This is a genomic window from Vibrio nereis NBRC 15637, assembly GCF_001591105.1.
In the GTDB taxonomy this organism is placed as follows: domain Bacteria; phylum Pseudomonadota; class Gammaproteobacteria; order Enterobacterales; family Vibrionaceae; genus Vibrio; species Vibrio nereis.
Window position 1 is genome coordinate 32,172 of record NZ_BCUD01000004.1, and the last position, 18,800, is coordinate 50,971.

General features: G+C 47.1%; 15 protein-coding genes and 1 pseudogene. 3 read left to right on the forward strand and 13 right to left on the reverse strand.

Going from position 1 to position 18,800, the window contains the following annotated elements:
• Nucleotides 1-18 precede the first annotated feature (18 nt).
• Nucleotides 19-945: pseudogene (locus VNE01S_RS05710) on the reverse strand (LysR family transcriptional regulator).
• Between the two features lie 210 nt (nucleotides 946-1,155).
• On the opposite strand from VNE01S_RS05710, the gene VNE01S_RS05715 reads away from it, so the two are divergent.
• A complete protein-coding gene (locus tag VNE01S_RS05715; RefSeq protein ID WP_053394881.1) occupies nucleotides 1,156-2,253 on the forward strand; it encodes an alkene reductase in 1,098 nt (365 codons plus the stop codon).
• 101 nt (nucleotides 2,254-2,354) lie between these two features.
• Here VNE01S_RS05715 and VNE01S_RS05720 read toward each other — a convergent pair whose 3' ends face one another.
• Genes VNE01S_RS05720 through dsrO form a run of 3 tightly spaced genes read right to left on the reverse strand, consistent with a single transcriptional unit; the run spans nucleotide 2,355 to nucleotide 7,358 of the window.
• Nucleotides 2,355-5,447 (reverse strand): tetrathionate reductase subunit A, encoded by a 3,093-nt coding sequence (locus VNE01S_RS05720; RefSeq protein WP_053394880.1) that lies wholly within the window; start codon nucleotides 5,445-5,447, stop codon nucleotides 2,355-2,357.
• Nucleotides 5,448-5,463: 16 nt separating this feature from the next.
• Nucleotides 5,464-6,594 carry an NrfD/PsrC family molybdoenzyme membrane anchor subunit gene (gene nrfD / locus VNE01S_RS05725; protein ID WP_053394879.1) on the reverse strand — a complete coding sequence of 377 codons (1,131 nt, stop codon included), beginning with the start codon at nucleotides 6,592-6,594 and terminating at the stop codon, nucleotides 5,464-5,466.
• Nucleotides 6,591-7,358, reverse strand: coding sequence for a sulfate reduction electron transfer complex DsrMKJOP subunit DsrO (gene dsrO, locus VNE01S_RS05730; protein WP_053394878.1), 768 nt, complete (start codon nucleotides 7,356-7,358; stop codon nucleotides 6,591-6,593). The genes nrfD and dsrO overlap by 4 nt, the downstream gene beginning before the upstream one ends.
• A 180-nt stretch (nucleotides 7,359-7,538) precedes the next feature.
• On the opposite strand from dsrO, the gene VNE01S_RS05735 reads away from it, so the two are divergent.
• Together VNE01S_RS05735 and VNE01S_RS05740 are read left to right on the forward strand one after the other, a co-directional pair.
• The gene (locus VNE01S_RS05735) at nucleotides 7,539-9,365 is read left to right on the forward strand and encodes a sensor histidine kinase (RefSeq protein WP_053394877.1); all 1,827 of its coding nucleotides are present in this window, start codon (nucleotides 7,539-7,541) and stop codon (nucleotides 9,363-9,365) included.
• Between the two features lie 25 nt (nucleotides 9,366-9,390).
• Nucleotides 9,391-9,993, forward strand: a complete 603-nt coding sequence (locus VNE01S_RS05740) for a response regulator transcription factor (RefSeq protein WP_053394876.1) — start codon at nucleotides 9,391-9,393, stop codon at nucleotides 9,991-9,993.
• Nucleotides 9,994-10,029: 36 nt separating this feature from the next.
• Here the strand turns inward: VNE01S_RS05740 and VNE01S_RS05745 are convergent, their stop codons facing one another.
• The 9 genes from VNE01S_RS05745 to VNE01S_RS05785 all read right to left on the reverse strand — a co-directional run bounded on the left by VNE01S_RS05745 (nucleotide 10,030) and on the right by VNE01S_RS05785 (nucleotide 18,795).
• Complete coding sequence (locus VNE01S_RS05745) at nucleotides 10,030-10,536, reverse strand: O-acetyl-ADP-ribose deacetylase (RefSeq protein ID WP_053394875.1); 507 nt, start codon at nucleotides 10,534-10,536, stop codon at nucleotides 10,030-10,032.
• A 72-nt stretch (nucleotides 10,537-10,608) separates the two neighbouring features.
• Nucleotides 10,609-11,544, reverse strand: coding sequence for an EamA family transporter RarD (gene rarD, locus VNE01S_RS05750; protein ID WP_211263090.1), 936 nt, complete (start codon nucleotides 11,542-11,544; stop codon nucleotides 10,609-10,611).
• A gap of 82 nt (nucleotides 11,545-11,626) precedes the next feature.
• On the reverse strand, nucleotides 11,627-12,967 hold the full coding sequence (locus VNE01S_RS05755) for a TRAP transporter large permease (protein ID WP_053394874.1): 1,341 nt from the start codon (nucleotides 12,965-12,967) through the stop codon (nucleotides 11,627-11,629).
• Nucleotides 12,964-13,479, reverse strand: coding sequence for a TRAP transporter small permease (locus VNE01S_RS05760; protein ID WP_053394873.1), 516 nt, complete (start codon nucleotides 13,477-13,479; stop codon nucleotides 12,964-12,966). The genes VNE01S_RS05755 and VNE01S_RS05760 overlap by 4 nt, the downstream gene beginning before the upstream one ends.
• Nucleotides 13,480-13,534: 55 nt before the next feature.
• The gene (locus VNE01S_RS05765) at nucleotides 13,535-14,521 is read right to left on the reverse strand and encodes a TRAP transporter substrate-binding protein (RefSeq protein ID WP_053394872.1); all 987 of its coding nucleotides are present in this window, start codon (nucleotides 14,519-14,521) and stop codon (nucleotides 13,535-13,537) included.
• A gap of 11 nt (nucleotides 14,522-14,532) precedes the next feature.
• Nucleotides 14,533-15,243 carry a cysteate racemase gene (gene cuyB / locus VNE01S_RS05770; protein WP_053394871.1) on the reverse strand — a complete coding sequence of 237 codons (711 nt, stop codon included), beginning with the start codon at nucleotides 15,241-15,243 and terminating at the stop codon, nucleotides 14,533-14,535.
• Nucleotides 15,236-16,429: a DegT/DnrJ/EryC1/StrS family aminotransferase gene (locus VNE01S_RS05775; RefSeq protein WP_053394870.1), complete on the reverse strand. Its 1,194-nt coding sequence runs from the start codon at nucleotides 16,427-16,429 to the stop codon at nucleotides 15,236-15,238. Before VNE01S_RS05775 ends, cuyB begins: the two co-directional genes overlap by 8 nt.
• Nucleotides 16,430-17,755: a histidinol dehydrogenase gene (hisD, locus tag VNE01S_RS05780; RefSeq protein WP_053394869.1), complete on the reverse strand. Its 1,326-nt coding sequence runs from the start codon at nucleotides 17,753-17,755 to the stop codon at nucleotides 16,430-16,432.
• Nucleotides 17,756-17,772: 17 nt separating this feature from the next.
• The gene (locus VNE01S_RS05785; protein WP_053394868.1) at nucleotides 17,773-18,795 is read right to left on the reverse strand and encodes a YeiH family protein; all 1,023 of its coding nucleotides are present in this window, start codon (nucleotides 18,793-18,795) and stop codon (nucleotides 17,773-17,775) included.
• Nucleotides 18,796-18,800 lie beyond the last annotated feature (5 nt).

An 18,800-nucleotide genomic window follows, 5' to 3' on the forward strand; every position in this document is an offset into this window, starting at 1 on the left:
CAACACGTGATTTAGCCTTTAATTCACTGGACACCGAGTGCGAAAACGTTCGATTAAGAAGTCGAGGAACAGACGCAGGCGTTTGGGCTGATATTGCCTACTGAGATAAATCACGTTCAGGTCTGCGTTAGCGGAAGAAGTTGGAGTGTTGAAGTTTTTCATGCAGTCATCCAATACCGTCACCAAACGGCGTTGATTAATGTCTTCTTGCACATCTAAGATCGATTTCAAGGCGATACCAGCCCCGTCTAATGCCCATTGGCGTATCACTTCGCCATCGTCAGAAAAACGCTTAGGCACAACGGTAAGCGTGTTGTGATTGTCATCGTCCCGAAAGTGCCAAGTCTTGAGTTCTTCATTGCTGCGCACCATCGCTAAGCAAGAGTGATTAGTTAACTCTTGCGGCTCGATAGGTATGCCATTTTTCTCCAAGTAAGATGGTGAGGCGCACAATACCCTGCGGCTAGGGGCTAACTTGCGTGAAATCAGCGTACTGTCGGCTAACTCTCAATAACGAATCACAAAATCTAGTCCAGACTCGGCCAAGTTTGCTAGGTCATCACTCAGATAAAGGTAAGGAATGACATCAGGGTAGTACTCAGAAAATTCAGCCAGAATTGGAGCGATATATTGCTTACCAATGTCGCGTGGCGCCGAGATCTTTAGGGTTCCGCGAACCTCTGTGGCTCCGGTCTGCAGTAAGTTCTCGGTTTCTTTTAGACTGTTGACAATATCTAGGCACGCGTGGTGGTACAAAGCGCCAGAATCGGTCAAAGATATATGTCTAGTCGTTCGGTTTAGCAACTTGACGCCATATCGATTTTCAAGCGCTTGCAGCCGTGCTGTCACGGTTGCAGGTGATAATCCCATTTCTCTTCCTGCCCCCGCGAGACTCTGATTTTTGATAATACTGATAAACAGTCCCATGTCTGAAAATTTGTCCACGTGTTCTTCCTCTTATTCGATTATTCATCTGAGTCGAATAATCAATTCAAATATTACCCAATTATCAATCTGTGTCTAATAGATATACTCCCACCATCGACATTTTATGGGCAAGAATTTCAAGGTAAGCAAACTGATGCGCGTAGTTCTTACTCATCTTTTGATTAACGAAAACACATTGAGAATTTTTATAAAAATTAGGAGTCTCGCATGAGTAAACTATTTCAACCCACGCAACTTAAACAATTTTATCTGCAAAACCGTGTGGTAATGGCTCCAATGACGCGAGCGCGCACCACACAACCGGGTAATATTCCCAATCAAATGATGGCGACTTATTACTCGCAACGAGCAACTGCGGGGCTCATTATTTCGGAAGCCACTCAAATTTCAGATGATTCACAAGGGTATTCATTTACGCCAGGGATCTATACCGATGAGCAAGTCGCGGGTTGGAGTAAAGTGACGCATGCGGTGAAACAGCAAGGCGCAGCTATGTTCTGTCAGCTTTGGCATGTTGGGCGCGTCTCTCATCCAACATTCCAAAATGGTGAACTACCAATGGCGCCATCCGCGCTTAAACCCGTTGAAACGCAAGTGTGGATTGCTGATGAGCAAGGAAATGGTGAAATGGTTGATTGCGTGGAGCCACGCGCGATGGAGCAAGCTGACATTGAAAGGGTGGTGAGTGATTTCGCGAGTGCAGCAAAACGTGCCATCGAAGCTGGGTTTGATGGCGTTGAAATACACGGAGGAAATGGTTATCTAATTGACCAATTTCTACGCACCAACTCTAACCACCGTACCGATCTTTATGGTGGTTCACGTTCAAATCGAATTCGTTTTTTACTTGAAGTGGTTGATGCGGTGAGTAAATCAATCGGTGCAAATAGAGTCGGTGTGCGACTCGCCCCTTTTATCACTTTTAAAGACATGGATTGCCCAGACATTGTGCCAACCATTCTTGAAGCATCAAAACAGCTTCAAGCACGTGATATCGCTTATCTTCATTTATCTGAAGCCGATTGGGATGATGCGCCAGTCATACCCGAAAGTTTCCGAGTGGAACTGCGCAAAGTCTTTACGAATGCGATTATTGTTGCGGGAAGTTACACCCAACAGCGTGCGAATGAGGTGCTAGACAAAGGCTATGCCGATTTGGTGGCCTTTGGACGGCCATTTGTTTCTAACCCAGATTTGGTAAGCCGTTTGAAGCACCAACAACCATTGTCAGATTTGGACCCATCGACATTATTTGGTGGTAGTGACGGTGGTTATACGGATTACAAGGCGTACTTTGGAAGGTAGTTAAACTCACCACTTGATTGTTCCGATGGTGTAAGAACAAAAGGAATAAGAGCTGCACAACTTGGCAGCTCTTTAAGGTAGAGGCATTTTAACTTGCAGCGTTACGCCTTGCGGATTTTGGCTGGTAATGATTGGCGAGCAGCGGCTCCTACCACCCAATCCAACAACACGCCTTTGCCTTCTCGGGTAGGGTCAATTAAGCCAATGTCATTAATGTTGACGCCATCTTGGCTGTGCGTTTTGACAGGTTGCTGTTTATCGCCAATCCAGTGCGAGCGTTGTCCTAACTCAGTATGGCCAAACCCATGTTCAAATCCGAGTGTGCCAGTGCGAATCCCGCTGACTATCATCGCCAGTGCTTTGGTGCTTGCAGATGGCGTCTCGATAATAAACTCATCACCCGTTTTAATGCCTGCGCGCTCGGCATCGATTGGATGGATGTACACTGGGTTTACGCCTTTAATCGAGTTCAACCTTGGCGATAGGTTCGACACCGCACTGTGAATGTTGGATTTAAAGTTCGTCAGGCTGAATGGCCATTCTGAGCTTGGGAACTGGTCTTCTATTGGTGTGCCATCGGCTAGCTTTTGAGGATGCCATGTTGGGCAACCGGTGTAGAAATCACCAGTCATGGTGTTTCTTGCGCTGCCGACACGTTCATTCCATATCGCAACTGGTCGTGTCCATTTATGCTTCATCTGCTCGCCTTGATACGCTTCGCTGGCATTTTCAAAGCGTCCACCGCGAGCGAAAATAAACGCCACACGTTTCATCTCATCCGCTGTTAGCGTACTTTGCATGGTTGGCATTAAACGCTCTAAGCCTGACCACGCAATGTCTTCTGCCGAAACTTCAGGCACGCCGCCTTTCACATAAGCCAAGTTTGCCGCGGAACGTAAGTAGAAATCTTCAGCGCTGTGGAGAGAGTGCCAATTCCCTTGTGCATCTTGAATCGCGTTGTCACCGAAACCGCCCAGTTGCATTTTCTTAGCGACATCAATCAGAAAGTTCTCTAAGCAAATCGAGCGACCGTCGGCGGTTTTCTCTGTTCGCGCTTCCACAATCGGCCAGCGAGCGGTGACGGTTTTCACCGGAACGTCGTGCCAAGGCGTTGCCATACCCCAGCTTTCGTAGGTGACAGTGTCCGGCACAATATAATCCGACAATGCGGTGGTTTCGTTAATGAACGCATCAACAGACACAATCAAACCGAGCTGCTTTGGATCTTTAAGCTTGTCTTCTAGCAGCGTTTTTAAACCGGGTACACCATACATTGGGTTCGCCATATGGTTGATCCACGCTTTAACGCGATATGGATAACCATCAATAGCCGCAGATAGGTGCTCTGTCAGCAGTGGCGCGGCAAACGGATACCAAGGGGCGCGAGTTGGGTAAGGGGATTCACCTGCCTCAACGCGACGTTTGTATTCGCTGGTTTTGTGGTAGGGGAATTTACTGCGCGACAGAAAGACGCCTTTCGGGCCGACTTTGCCAGCAAATTTGGTGAAGTCGTAACGAGGACCCGCAGCGGAAGTTGGGTAGCCACCCGCTTTGGCCATCGCGCCGCCTTTCATATTGATATTACCAATCAACGCATTGAGCATCATGATGGTAAACGAGTTATAGAACCCGTTGGTGTGCATGTTGCCACCGTGGGTATCGGCCACCGCTTTTGTTCCGTGACTGGTGAAGCGTTTTGCTAGTTCAACAATTTGTTCGACAGGGATTTCACATTGTTGGCTGTAGAACTCAAGGCTGTATTTAAACGCCTCTTCTTTGAGTCTTTGCAGGGAAGATTTTACGCGCACTTTGCCTGATGCAAGCGAAACCGTTTTATCGACAAAAAGGGCGGCTTCCTCAGCTTGGGTATGAACACCAAATTCGCCACTTTGATCATCCACGATGACGTACGGATCGGAATCAGACAACGCTTCGCCCTCAAATGGCAGATTCAGATCCGACGCGCGTAAAAACGTGCCGTTTCTCGGGTGCTGCTCATCGCTTATCACGAGATGTGTCGCATTGCACCAGTGCGCGGTGCCTGCTCGTTTCATCGCGTTCGCGCCCGGCTGCGCCAAGAAGGTTTTGTTGTAGCGTTGGTTTTCGATGATCCATTGGATCATGCCAAGCACGAGGGCAGAATCGGTGCCCGGTTTGATTGGTATCCAGCGGTTATTGTCACCGGCCGCCAAGCTCGATGAACCCGCAGGCAAACTTGGTGTGATGATGGTGTATTCCAAGCTACCTTCTGTTCGCGCATTGGCGAGTTGGCGCGCCTGACGCTTAAAAGGGTTGCCAGCTTGAGCAGGCGACATACCAATAAAGATGATGTATTCGGCATTATCGAAGTCTGGTTTTAAATGGGCAAATTTATCCAAATCATTCATGAATGCACCGCTACCAGCACGAAATGCGTAGCCGCAGTAAGAGCCGTGATGCCCAAAATTACGCGTACCATAGCTGTTGAACGCGAAGCGTTTGAATATGTCGTCTCGGCCTTCGTTACCGGCGTTGGTCATTAACAATTGGTTGGCTTTCGGGCCATATTCTGGGCTTTCAGGATCAACAGGCGTTTTTAAATCGCGAATGTCGCGCAAGCCATCAACATGGCCTTCACCAAATAAATCACCACCTTCTACGACTTCTTCTATCAATTGCTCGTAGCTGATCGGAATCCATTTTCCTTCGCCGCGTTTGCCTACTCGTTTCAGGGGCTGAGTAATGCGGTACGGGCTGTTGCGAATTTCTAGCATCCCGTTTCCTCTCGCACAGGCGGTGGAACGGCCGTCAAGGCCCGCTTCTCCTGCCAAACTTAAATAAGCATCTTTGACTGGCGTTTCGAATGGAATGTGTTGCTGATGAGACAATGGGTGATATGGGTTGCCAGTGATACGCAAAATCTCGTCGTTGCGGTTATCAATGCGCACACGCAACCCGCACAGTGACCAACAGCCAAAGCACATGGATGGAGCGACGCGCTGGTTTGGATTAGGGATCAGGTTGCCTTTGCTGTTGACCGTGTACTCTGGTTCAAGAGAATTACCGTGGTGAATATCACGCGTTTTTTCTCCTGCAGTGCCTTTGATCGCACCCTCGACCATGTGTTTGGTTGTGGTGGCGTAACCCGCAGCGAATGCGCCAAGCCCACCCACTGCAATGCCTGATTTCAAAAACTGACGGCGTTTGTTATCCATGATGAAATCCTCTTGATTAGCGTTCAGTTAAGGTGAGTGATGATGCTTTTGCTTCGATATTTTGTTGTGGTTGAACCAGCTCTGATCCGAGCAGTGCCAGTGCAAGCCACAATCCGAGCATCCCGATAATGCCTATCCAGCCATTTCCATCCATAGTGAGTTGGTATGGATACAGCCCCGCATCGAACTTGGCGATGGTTTGTACTTCCATGATGGTAAACCAGCGAATCAGCCACGCACTTGCCAGTGCGGCAGCAGACACAAAACTGAGTCCTATGACGTGACGAAATCTGGCTGATGCGGACTTTTGGGTATCGCGCAAAAAAATGAAAGCGAGCAAAACACAACCTAAAATGACAAAAGTGAGCAAGGCAATGTTGTGCATCCATTGTTCGCTAGAATAGAGCGAAAATGCGGAATTGTTGGATGCCCAAATCGGTAGCAGTATCAGCGTTAATACACCGCTGGTAACCACCGATTTTTTCAGCAAATTAGTATCGCCAGATGTTAGCGTCTTTGACTGACTAGGCAGCAAGAGCCAAATCAGCAGAGCGAAGCCGACTGCGCCCATAAAAGCAGTAACAAACCAAAGAATCGGTGATGCTGGTTGGTGCCATAACGAGCGCGATTTAACGACTGCAATTTCAGCGCCCGTGTAAACTGCAATGGTGATGCCTGATAGCACAGTGATGGCAGACACCATAAGCATGGCTCTGCGAGATAGCGTCCACTCACCCAGTGATAGCTTTGAAATTAGAGGCAGTACTCTCCCTGACTGATTACGTAAGTTGAGCAGATCCTGGCGGAGATACAGCCATGCGGTTATTACCGCTAAACCTGAGAAAACAGGCAAGAAAAGCGACCCTAAAGACATCCATGACCACGGCGTGATGTGCGCGTAAAAATGCCATGCGCGTCCCGGTTGGTGTAAATCACCAGTTAACGCTAATGGTCCCACGATGGCGCTGATGGCCAGCGTCAGAACTAGCGCAGCGCGCAGTCTGTGGCTGGAGTGTTTTTCAAATAATAGGGCGATTAGGAATAAAATAGCGGCAGCATAAGCCGAACCGATGTAGAAGAAATACTGTACCGCCCACGGAAGCCAAGCCATCGCTTGAGGTTGGACTAACACTTCGGTGATGTTCATGCGTGCTCTCCTTGAGGGTCGTAAATAGCTGGTTGTCCGTCGATATGGCTGGTGAAGCGCTCATCCATGCCGATATAAAACACGTGTGGCTTGGTCTCTTCATTGGGCTTTAGCACTTTGATGTCGTCTTGGTGCTTCGCAATTAAGCGGCGGACTTCACTGGATGGATCATTCAAATCACCAATCACACGCGCACCGCCAACACAGGTCTCCACGCAGGCAGGCAATAGACCTTGCTCTAGACGATGTGCACAGAAGGTGCACTTATCTGCGGTGAGGGTGTCCTCATTGATAAAACGCGCGTCGTAAGGGCAAGCTTGTACGCAATACGCGCAGGCGACACAGCGACTGTTATCCACCATGACGATGCCATCTTCGCGCTGAAAGGTTGCTTGAACCGGACACACAGCCACGCAGGGTGGGTTTTCGCAGTGGTTACAAAGGCGAGGGAGCATAAAGGCTTTCGCTTCTCGCGTGGCTTTCGAACCGTCATCCAGCGTGACTTCGTACTGCTTTACTGTGGTCCGGAACTGACCGATAGGCGCTTGGTTTTCAATGCTGCAACCCACAGTGCAAGCCTGGCAGCCGACGCATTTACGCAAATCCACCACCATGGCATAACGTTTCCCCACTTGTCCTTTTCGGTCAGCGGACTGGTTATTTCGAATAATGTTTCCCGCAGTTGCCGTGCCAATGCCTGCGACTGGAATTAACGCGGCTCCGGCTGTGACCGCGCTGAGAAAGCGACGTTTGGTGGAATCCATAACTCACCTGCTTTTTTTGTTGTATTTGAATTGACTGATTCCATTGTGAGAAATGCACCGCGAGGCTTATATTGTGGATTTCCACATACCCAGACCAAACTTGATCTAAAACAAATGTGGTTTAGGGAAGGTAGCTGTTATTCTTGCTTCATTATTTTCGAAGGAACGATTCGACTCATCATGAACAAAACGCCACGGTTGCTTCAGTTTTGGATTCTTTGCTTGGTTGTCTTTGCATCTTTAGCTCAGGGCGCTGTTTCTGAACAAGCAGATCTGCAAGAGCAAAAGGCAGTGCAGCCAGAGGCCAAGCAGAAAGTCGAAGTGGGCGTGTTAGCGATACGTGGTCATCTTTATGCTGAGCAGAGATGGCAACCGACCATTGATTGGCTCAATCAGCAAATTTCTGATGTGCATTTTGTTCTTCATCCCCTTAACTTGGATGAAATGGGCGAAGCGGTGAAGTTTCAGACGATGGATTTCATCTTAACTAACCCAGGTCAGGCAGTGCGATTGGGTAGGCAATACGCGCTATCGTGGATGGCAACGCTAACCAGCCGAGCGCCGCAAAATTCGAACTACGGCATTGGTTCGGCGCTGGTGGTTCGAGCCGGTTCAAGCTATCAAACATTGCAAGATGTCTCAGGGCTTCCCGTTGCTGCTGTATCAGAAAAAGCCTTTGGCGGTTACTTAACGCTGCGTTACCAGATAGTCGAAATGGGTCTTAATCCTAACGATTTCTTTGCTGATGTCCGTTACCTCGGCTTTCCTATTGACGCCAACCTGTATCAATTGCGTGATGGTAATGTGGAAGCCGCTGTCATCCCTGCTTGTTTATTGGAACAGATGCAAAATGAAGGTCTGTTACAGCAAGGTGATTTTCGAGTCCTAAATCAACAGCCAAATGAACATTCTTCGTGCGCTGTTTCTACGCCGTTATATCCAAACTGGTCATTTGCCAAAACAGAGCGTGGCTCAGCTCAGCTCGCCAAACAGATTGCGCAAGTCTTGCTTGCTATGCCGCCAGATCACCCTGCGATTATTGCGGCAGGCGCGTCAGGTTGGACGTCACCCGTCAGCTTGCTGAGCATCGACAAACTTTATCAGGCGCTAGACCTCCATCCGTTGCAGCAGCCTTGGTGGCAAGAAGCATTGCGTTGGCTGCGTAGTCATCAGGAATGGGCGTGGGCGCTGTTCATTTTTGTGATTGTATTGAACGCTTACCACTTTTGGCTTGAGTATCGATTTAGCAAGAGCAAGCAAGCGTTGGAGCATACATCGTTACGTTTAAAAGAGAAAAGTGAACAGTTAGAGCATTCACAAAGAGTCGCGATTGTCGGTGAAATCGGCACCAGTCTTGCCCATGAGCTCAATCAGCCATTGGCGGCCATTCGCAATTACAGTGAAGGCGGTTTACTTCGCTTGGCCAAAAAACGCCCTCATGAAGATATTGTCCCAGTGCTTGAGAAAATACAGGGGCAAGTTGAACGAGCCGATGCAATTATTCAGCGCTTAAGAACGTTGATCCGCAAGCGTAGTGTCGACAAAGCGCCGTGCGATCTTCAAGTTCTTATTGATGACACGATTGAATTGCTCCATTTTCGAATGCAGAAGCAAAATATTTCGATTGTGACCAGTATAGAAGGGAACGTCTGTCCGGTAATTGTCGACGCTGTGGGCGTTCAACAGGTTTTAGTTAATGTGATCAGTAACGCGATTGATGCGTGTACTTTGTTCCAAGAGAAATATCACTCGTCAGGTTATCAAGGTAAAATTGCCCTGCATAGTGACTACCAAGTCAATCAACTTTCCATTCGAGTATTGGACAACGGCACAGGGTTGCAGCAAGAGAATCCAACTCAAGCGTTTGTGAGTAGCAAAGAAGAGGGGCTCGGGCTGGGGTTAGCCATTTGTCGTGATGTAATGGAAATGCATGGTGGCGAGTTTCTCATCAGCTCGACAGCGCCACATGGCTGTTTGGTTGAGCTCGTGTTTCCATATCAAAACTAATCTGAACTAGGCATAGGAGCATTCAATGAGCAGCGGTGAAAAGCAGTTACCTGTTTTTGTAGTCGACGATGATGAATCGGTGCGTGACTCGCTCGCTTTTATGTTGGAAGAACATGACTTCAACGTCACCACTTTTGCTGATGGGCAGTCTTTCCTCGATGAGGTGGACGTTCAGCAAGCGGGGTGTATCATTCTTGATAGTCGAATGCCAAATCTTCGTGGTCAGCAAGTCCATCAAATTTTAAATCAAGCCAACAGTCCCTTGGCTGTTATTTACCTGACGGGGCATGGTGATGTCCCGATGGCGGTCGATGCATTGCAAGCTGGCGCGGTCAATTTTTTCCAAAAGCCAGTCAAAGGAGATGAGTTGGCACAAGCCATTTTGCAGGGACAAGCGCAGTCGGCTGCAAACCTTGATATGGCGGCGGCAAAATCGGCGTATGAATCGCTCACTCCCAGAGAAAAAGACATTTTACGTTTGATCATTGAAGGAAAACGCAACATTCGAATTGCTGACGAACTTTGCATTGCAATGCGCACGGTTGAAGTACACCGCGCCAGCCTATTGAAAAAGTTCTCAGCGAAAACCGTCGCCGAGTTGGCATATATTTACGGTAAATTGGTGTAATTGAAATCAGAGAAAAAGGCTTTGTTTGGACGCTTCTTAGCCAAGTGCTTTTTGCCAAGCCAACAACACATCCTCGCCAAACAAATAAAAAGTCATCGTTAATGTTTGATACTTTTTACGTCTGCAGACCGAAATCGCAATGGTTGCTGCTTCATCTAAAGGGTAACCATAAACGCCACAAGAAATCGCAGGCAGTGCCACCGTGCGGCACCCATTTGCAAGCGCAAGATCAAGCGAGTTTTCGTATGCGGATTCCAGGGTGGCTTTTGGATTCGGGCTGTTCTTGTAAATAGGGCCCACGGTGTGAATAACAAATTTGGCGTTTAGTTTTCCAGCAGTGGTGATGCGCGCTTGTCCAAATGGGCAGCGCACACCATTAACTGCATCTAATTGAGAGCACGCTTGTAACAATTCAGCTCCGGCCGCTCTATGGATGGCACCGTCTACGCCCCCTCCACCCAATAGCGTTGTATTTGCAGCGTTGACGATGGCATCGACATTCGCTTTGGTGATGTCGCCATTGACTAAAAATATATTTTCCATCTTTGACCCTCTGCAAGACAACTAACACAAACTTAGTCCAAATTGAGTCGCATGCTCACTCAAGATTATGGATTAGCTTGCTAGAAATCGCTTCAGCCCGTCTAAAACCAAAGCAATAAGCGCAAAAATAATAAACAGATACGTTGGTATCTCTTGCGAAGAAATTGAGTCACCGATCAATAGCCCAACAATAAAAATAAACGTCGGTTCTACATAGCCAAGTAGGCCAAAGACAGACACCGGTAACTTGGAATACGCATAGAGATAGAGAAGCATTGGCGTAACGGACACGATCCCTAAACCGATGTAATACATATAATCGCTCACAGGAAGGGTAAGCATGTAGTCGGGCGGGTAAAGATAGAATAGCCCAACTAACGCCAATGGCATCATAAATATGTGGTCAACGGTTAGTCCAACATCGGTTGCTAATGGTATGGTTTTTCGATGCATGAAATAGACGGGGTAACCCAACGCGACAACGAGGACAACCCAAGAGATCCCGTCTGACAATGCATAGGCATAAAGAGTGCCCGCTAGAGCGAAATAACACGCTAGCTTTTGAAAAGAAGAGAGCGTTTCGCGATAAATAAATCGACCCACCAGAACCATCACAATCGGCATTGTAAAATAGCCGAGCGCAAGAGATAAGGTTTCACCATTTGCGGGGGCCCAAACAAACAACCAATATTGAGGTGCGATCAAAAGCGCCGAAACACAGTATTTTGGCCACATGCGCCATTTGCTGAGCGCGTCTAGCAGTAGGTGGATTCTATTCGACGTTAATAGTAGTAAGAGAAAAAGAGCAGTACTCCAAAGTACACGTTGAACTGCCAGCCAATGGCTTTCGCCCCCTGTGACATTACTCGAGGGAATTGGCGGTTGAAATTGAACGTATGCTGGGATCAGCGCAAATAGCAATGAACACAGCACAGAGGCGATAACCCCTTTGGTTTGTGCTGACATTGATTCGGTGTAGCGTTTCACCGTGGCAGAGAAATGACTCATTGCTATTACTACCTTTAAACAGAACTAAAAAATAAAAAGGTACTGCGCTTAAAAAACACAGTACCCGGTTTTGCGATTTTGGTTAATAGAACAGGCTAGGTAACCAGAGCGAAATTTGGGGAACAAACGCGATAATGATAACAGCTACGACCGCAATAAAAACGATAGGTGTCACTTTTGCTGTGATTTTTTCAAAAGGCGTTTCCGCGATTGCAGACGCGACAAACAAGTTCTCACCGAGCGGTGGCGTTGAAAAACCAATCGATAGGGCACAAATCATCACAACACCGAAATGTACCGGATCGATACCTAGCGTGTAAGTGACGGGTAGCAATACTGGCGTCAAGATCATGATCGCCGCTAACGTTTCCATAAACATCCCGACAAACAACAGAATACCAATAATCAGCAACCAAATTATATAAGGGTTGGTTGTTAGGGCTGTTAATGCATCAACAATTACTACAGGGATTTGGTTTTCTACCAATAAACGGCCGAAAGCAGTCGCGGTAAGCAGTATCAGCATGATGCGGCCAGACAGCCAAGCGGTTGAATCAATGCATTTGGTGAATTCTTTCCAAGTCAGCTCTTTATGGATAAAGACGCCAACAAACAGCACGTAGAAAATAGTGACAATGGCAGACTCGGTCGGAGTAAATAGTCCAGTGTAGATACCACCTAAAATAACCACAGGGGCACTGAGTGACCATATTCCGTCTTTACACGCTTGAACGGATTCTTTTAAAGACCAAGCATGATTAGATCGCTCAATCTTTACGCGTTTACAATAGAAATAATTATAAATCAGAATGCTGATCGACATGATTAGACCGGGAATTACACCCGCGACAAACATTTTACTGATCGATATCGATTGAAACTGCCCAAATTCCGCAATTGCTTCAAACGGTGCTGCAATCCCCATTGCCGAAATGCCAAAAATAACCATTGGAATAGAAGGTGGGATGATAATACCTAACCCGCCTGAGGCTGCGGTTAAAGCTGCAGAATAGTCTTTGCCGTAGTTGTGCTTGATCATTGCCGGGATCATTAACATACCAACCGCTGCGGTTGTAGCTGGGCCAGAACCCGATATCGCGCCAAAGAAAATACAAGCGACAACCGTTGATGCACCGATGCCACCCGTGAACGACCCCGATAAGGTTTCAGCGATATGTACCAAACGTTTGGAAATGCCAGCCGCTTCCATAATGGCCCCTGCAAAGATAAAAGCAGGGATGGCCATAAGTGGGAAAGATCCAATCGCATTAAAGCCTAGCTGGACCAGTTTAATCGGGTTTTGATCAAGCTGAAGATAAGAGAGCACCGATGCGCCGCCTAAAGCCACCGCGATAGGGGAGCCGATAAGCAACAGCAAGAAAAACGTCGCAAAAAGAACAAATGTGATACTTAAAGGAATCATGTCATCTCCTTAGCTTGTTTGTTTCTTAAACTGGCATCAGCGGCAACGCCACGCTCAAATAACTTTTTTAGATTTACCTGAATATGCCTTAGGGTCATCAATAGGAAGGCAAGAGGCATGATCATATAAATCATTTTCATAGGAATGCCTAATGTTTGTGACTTCCAATATAAATTCATTTTATTAAATACAAAGTCGTAGCATAAATAGAAAAAATAGAGGTTGAACATCAACCAAGATAACTCTGCTAATACTTTGAAAGTAGCCACAACTTTGTTAGGTAAGTATTTATATTGGAAGTCAATTCTATTATGAGCTTCTATGCGAATTGCTCTGCTTGCACCAAAAAAAACAAACCAAACAAATAAATAAACTGCGGACTCTTCACTCCAGCTTATAGAGTGATCGAATATTTCCCTCGCAATTATTTGCATAAATAAAATAGAGGTGAATGCAACGAGTAGAATTCGGCAGATGTAGTTTTCGAAATTATCAATGAAATTTTTAAACATACTACTTCCCTGTAGAGATAATGCGGGGATGACTCCCCACATTGACTAGTTTTGTTTATAGAGTGTCTCGGCCCAGTGCTTTAAGAAGCTCATTGACACGCTCTTTGCCGCCGACTTCGTCAAAGTACTTTGGCCATACGTCTTTCTGTAGCTTGTCGATCCACTTTTGCTCATCTTCGAGCTTGCTGATCTTCATGCCGTAATTGGCAACCAAGTCTTGTTTGATTTTGTCTTCGGTCTTGATGAGATACTCGTAGCTGTACAGCTCTGCTTCGTCACCCGCTTTATCAATCGCGCGTTTTACCTCATCCGACTGCGCTTGATATAAGCTTTCTGACATCAGTACTGGCTCGATTTGGAATAGATAATGGGTTTCAGTCAGGTACTTTTGAATTTCACCAAACTTCATCGACTGAATCGCGGCGTAAGGCGTTTCTTGTCCATCAACCACGCCTTGCTGTAAAGCTGCGAACGTTTCACTCCACGCGATTGGTGTTGCACCAATACCCAGCGATTTATAGGTATCAAGAATCACTTTGCTTTTCGGTACACGCACCGACAGTCCTTGTAGGTCCTCTAACTTCGTGACTGGGTGATCGGAGTTTGTTAAGCGGCGAAAGCCAGAATAAGTCCAAGAAACAATGCGTACATTGGCTTGCTTAAGAACATCTTGCTCAATTTTTTTCGTCACGTCGCTTTCCAATGCTTTTTTAGCATCGTCGATGTTGTGGAACATGTATGGATACGTAAATAAGCCAATAGCAGGGGACAATGCCGCTAAGTTGGAACTGCCCACAACAGACATATCAAGAAGCCCCATAGAGACATCGTTGACGGTAGCTTGCTCTGAGCCTAGTTGACCATTTACAAACAGGGCTGTTTCTATCTTGCCATTCGTTTCATCGGCCAGAATGTCAGAAAACTTTTGAGCAATGATCTCTTGCGTTGAGCCTGCGCCATCACCAATCGCAATATTCCATTTTGCGGCATTGGCTGAAAACGATAAAAGCATTGCAGTACTTAAGATAATCGTCTTTTTCATAGTTCGTTCCCTCATAGATTAGGTTTAGTTTGTTGTGCGCGTTCAATGATTTCCTTGGATAGAATGTCTACCGCATCGAATACAGGTACATCAGACTCTATTTTGTTTTTAATTACTGAAAGCTCAGTACAGACGAGAGCAAGACAATCCACACCTTGGTTGGTCATGTGGTTTTGTAGCTCGTCCAGAGTTTTCAGATCATCATCGGTGAATGATTTGGCTTTGATAGCTTTGATTAGCGCCATCAAATCATCCTGATGATGTGGATCTGGATAAACAGGGGTCAGACCATGTTTGCGAAACACCGGGCCATAAATATCGGTTATCTGCAGAGCAGTGGAACCCAGCAAGCCGACTTTGAAGCAGCCAAGTGAGCGCATTGCTTCGGCTGTAATATCGAGCAAGTTGATCACCGGAACGTCAACCGAACTTGCGACGTCTTGGTAGTAGTAATGAGCCGTGTTACACGGAATAACCAAAAAGTCGGCTCCTTGGCTGACAAGCCCTTGCGCCATTTGAACCATACAAGGAGCAGGGCTTTCGCCTGTGCCTTCAATAATGGCTTTAATTCGTGAAGGCACTTTAGGGTTGTTATCGACTAGCAATCGAATGTGGCCGCTGTCGTCTGACGCTGGCGTTTGTTCAAACACGCGGTACATCAAATCAATCGTGGCTTCTGGGCCCATACCACCAATAACGCCCGGAGTCAGATGGTTACTCATAAGTCGCCTCCACTTCTTGAACGATGATCTTGGCAATTAAGCTGCAATCTTGTTCGTCAAAAGTAAGAGGCAGACGCATATCCAGTAGGGTAGACAGCACCTGATCGGTTTTAACTAACTGAGTTTCGTCGTTTAGGTAGGCCCAGCTATCGTATTTACTGGTGTAACTTTCAGGGGTGTTGCTGCCGAACCACTTAAGCACCACACCACGTTTGGCACATCGCTCTACCAGAGAAATACACTGCTCTGCACTGAAAGTTGGCAGGCTAAACTGAATGGAACTGGCAACAAACTGCTCTTTCTGTGGTCTCTCGGTTAGTTTGATCTTGTCGCTGGTGGACAGCACTTCTGCAACAATATCGTGGCGTAAGTTCCATGCTTTGCAATCTTCATCCAATTTGGCAATTTGCGGCAGCAAGGTTGCGGCGCGCAAGTTATCCATACGACCACTGTAGTTCGGGGTTTGCAGACGAACATCGTCAAACTCACTGCTTTCTGGCGCGGCGTGATGACGGTCATACAGCATGTAAGAGCCTGAGTAGATGATCGCTTTCGCCATGATTTTCTTGTGCGGAGTAACCAGTAAACCACCCTCGCCAGAGTTCATGTGCTTGTAGGTTTGAGTACTAAAGCAGGCCACATCGCCAAAACTGCCGCTAAGTTTGCCATTCCACTTCGCACCCATGGTATGTGCGCAGTCTTCAATTAGCGTTAGGTCGTAGCGGTGGCAAATATCGACCACTTTATCCATATCTGCTATATGGCCACGCATATGGGAGAGCAATAAGAACTTAGCACCGCTTTGGTTTGCTTTGTATTCCAGATCATCTAGGTCGATACACAGGTTTTCATCGATCTCAACCAGTACCGGAGTGGCCCCTGTATTGTGAATCGCGCCCGGCACAGGTGCCAAAGTAAAAGCGTTACACAGCACTTTGTCACCGTGACTGACACCAACACTGCGCATAGCGATATGAAGGGCATACCCGCACGATGCACACGCCAAACAATTATCCACACCCATGTATTGAGCAAAGGCTAACTCAAGCTGATCCGTTGTGCTTTTTTCACCTGGATCAACGTTGTAGCGATGCAAGCGACCTGTACGCATCACCTCTACGGCGAGTGCGATCCCTTCTTCTGGGATAGGGGCTTGCTGAGTGAATGATTTGGTGAACCTTTCCATCTAAACTTCCTCAGAGGTGTACGACTTCTGGTTGTAAACTTCGAAATCCCATTCCATGTCAGGGAAGTACTTTCTTAGTCGCCAGTCACAAGCACGTGCGTGGCCTTCCATGCCTTCGGTACGTGAAATACGAGATCCTGCAGCACTAAAAATCAGGTTTGCTTCGTTGCTGATCTGTTGATAAGTCAGCACTTTCATGAATTTTTGTACGTTAAGACCGCCGCTGTAACGCGCGGCACATTTGGTTGGCAAAATATGGTTGGTGCCAGAGCATTTATCACCGTGTGTGACTGTGCTGCCTTCACCGAGGAAAAGTGATCCGTAGTTGTTGAGGTTGTTTTTCCACCATTCCAGATCTTCGGTCATGACTTGCAGGTGTTCACACGCGTATTCATCACTGACTTTCGCAAGCTCTTCTTTGTCTTCGCAGAAAATGATCTCGCCGTAATCACGCCATGACGCTTCGCACACATCCGCGTTTGGCATATCGGCAATGACAGATGGCATGATTGCCAGCACTTCTTCGCCAATTTCGCGTGACGTGGTGAATAACCAAACAGGGGAGTTGATGCCATGCTCTGCCTGAGAAACCAGATCGACGGCAATCGTCATTGGGTCGGCATGCTTATCCGCGATGATGGCAGATTCCGTTGGGCCAGCAAACACATCAATCCCAACAGGGCCGAACAGAGCGCGTTTCGCTTCTGCTACATACGCGTTACCCGGGCCAACAATGATGTCGACTTTTGGTGTACCAAACAGACCATTCGCCATGGTTGCGATCGCGTGTACGCCACCCATTTCGAGAATGACATCCGCACCTGCAACGTGCATTGCATAAGCAACGGCTGGGTTAATGCTTTCACCGCGTGGTGGAGAACAAGCGATAATATTTGGAACGCCCGCTGCTTTGGCGGTTGCGACACTCATTAGTGCTGAAGCCGCGTGTGCGTATCGGCCTCCTGGTACGTAACATCCTGCGGCTTGTACAGGTAGTACTTTTTGCCCCAAGGTGACGCCTTCTTCTGTTTCGATAGAGAACTCGGTTAAGCTGTCACGTTGTGCATTCGCAAAGCGCTTAATCTGTTTATGAGCAAAATCGATGTCATCTTTAACGCTTTGAGGCACAGAGTCGATGAGTTGCTGCAGTTTCTCGTTCGATAAAACAAACTCAGACGTCCAGCTATCGAACTTTTCAGCGTATTCAGCGACCGCTTGTTCACCTTCTTGCTCGATTCTTTTTAGCATGCCTTCGACAATTGCACGTGTTTCTAGATCGTTATCAACCACGTTGTCTTTTTTGTTGGCTGTTTTAATAAATTCCATTTTATTTCCTTGAGTGTTTATCTAGTGAAGAAAATACAGAGTAAAATAACTGCTGCTATAAATAGCGTTTCCATAACAACGAGTAAGATAGGTTTTATACCGACCGTTAATACGTCTTTTAGTGACGTTCGCACCCCCAGTGCTGCCACTGCGATTAGAAGTAACTTCGACGATAGGGCGTTAAGTAACTCCAGCGGCGCGGCAGGGATTACCCCAGTGCTGTTAACAATAAAAATCAATACAAAACCGACGAGGAAAAAGGGCAGTTGTACTTTGTTACCTTGATGCGAAGCGTTATGCTTCATTAAGAAAAATGATGCGATTAAAACCACAGGGACGAGCGTTGCGACACGCAATAACTTAACAAAGGTACTTAAGTTACCGGCTTCTTCCGACACGCTATATCCAGCGCCCACAACTTGTGCCACATCGTGTATCGTGCCACCTAAAAAGAAGCCTATCTCCGTTGTATTGAGCTCGAGTGCAAGCGCGATGAGTGGATAAAGCACCATTGCGATTGTACTGAGCGTGGTGACCGCGATAACGGTGAACAAGGTGTTGCGTTTTGACTCTTCGCTCTGCGGTAAAATGGCACTGATAGCCATTGCCGCAGAAGCACCGCAGATAGCCACTGAGCCACCCGTGAGCAAACCAAAGTGAGAATTGAACCCCATTCGTTTTGCCAGGAAGAGGCCAAAAGCAATGGTGGAACCGACGGCCGCGCAGACTGTGATGATAGGGGTTACACCAAGCGCTGTGATATCACCTAAGGTGATTCGTACACCAAGCAGTGCAACGCCAATTCTTAAGACAGTTTTGGCTGTAAATTCCAGCCCTTTGGCATAGACGGGCTCCACGCTAAGAAAGTTAAAGGCCATACCCAGTAAAAGAGCCATTAACATTGCTGGCGCACCATAGTTATTTGATAGATAAAGCGCGGCTAAACCAACAAGAACAGAGATCAAAACCCCTGGAGCATAGGTGTTCTTGAGGTTGGCTAACTGCTCAATATGTGCATTATTACTTAGGATATTGGCCATGACTT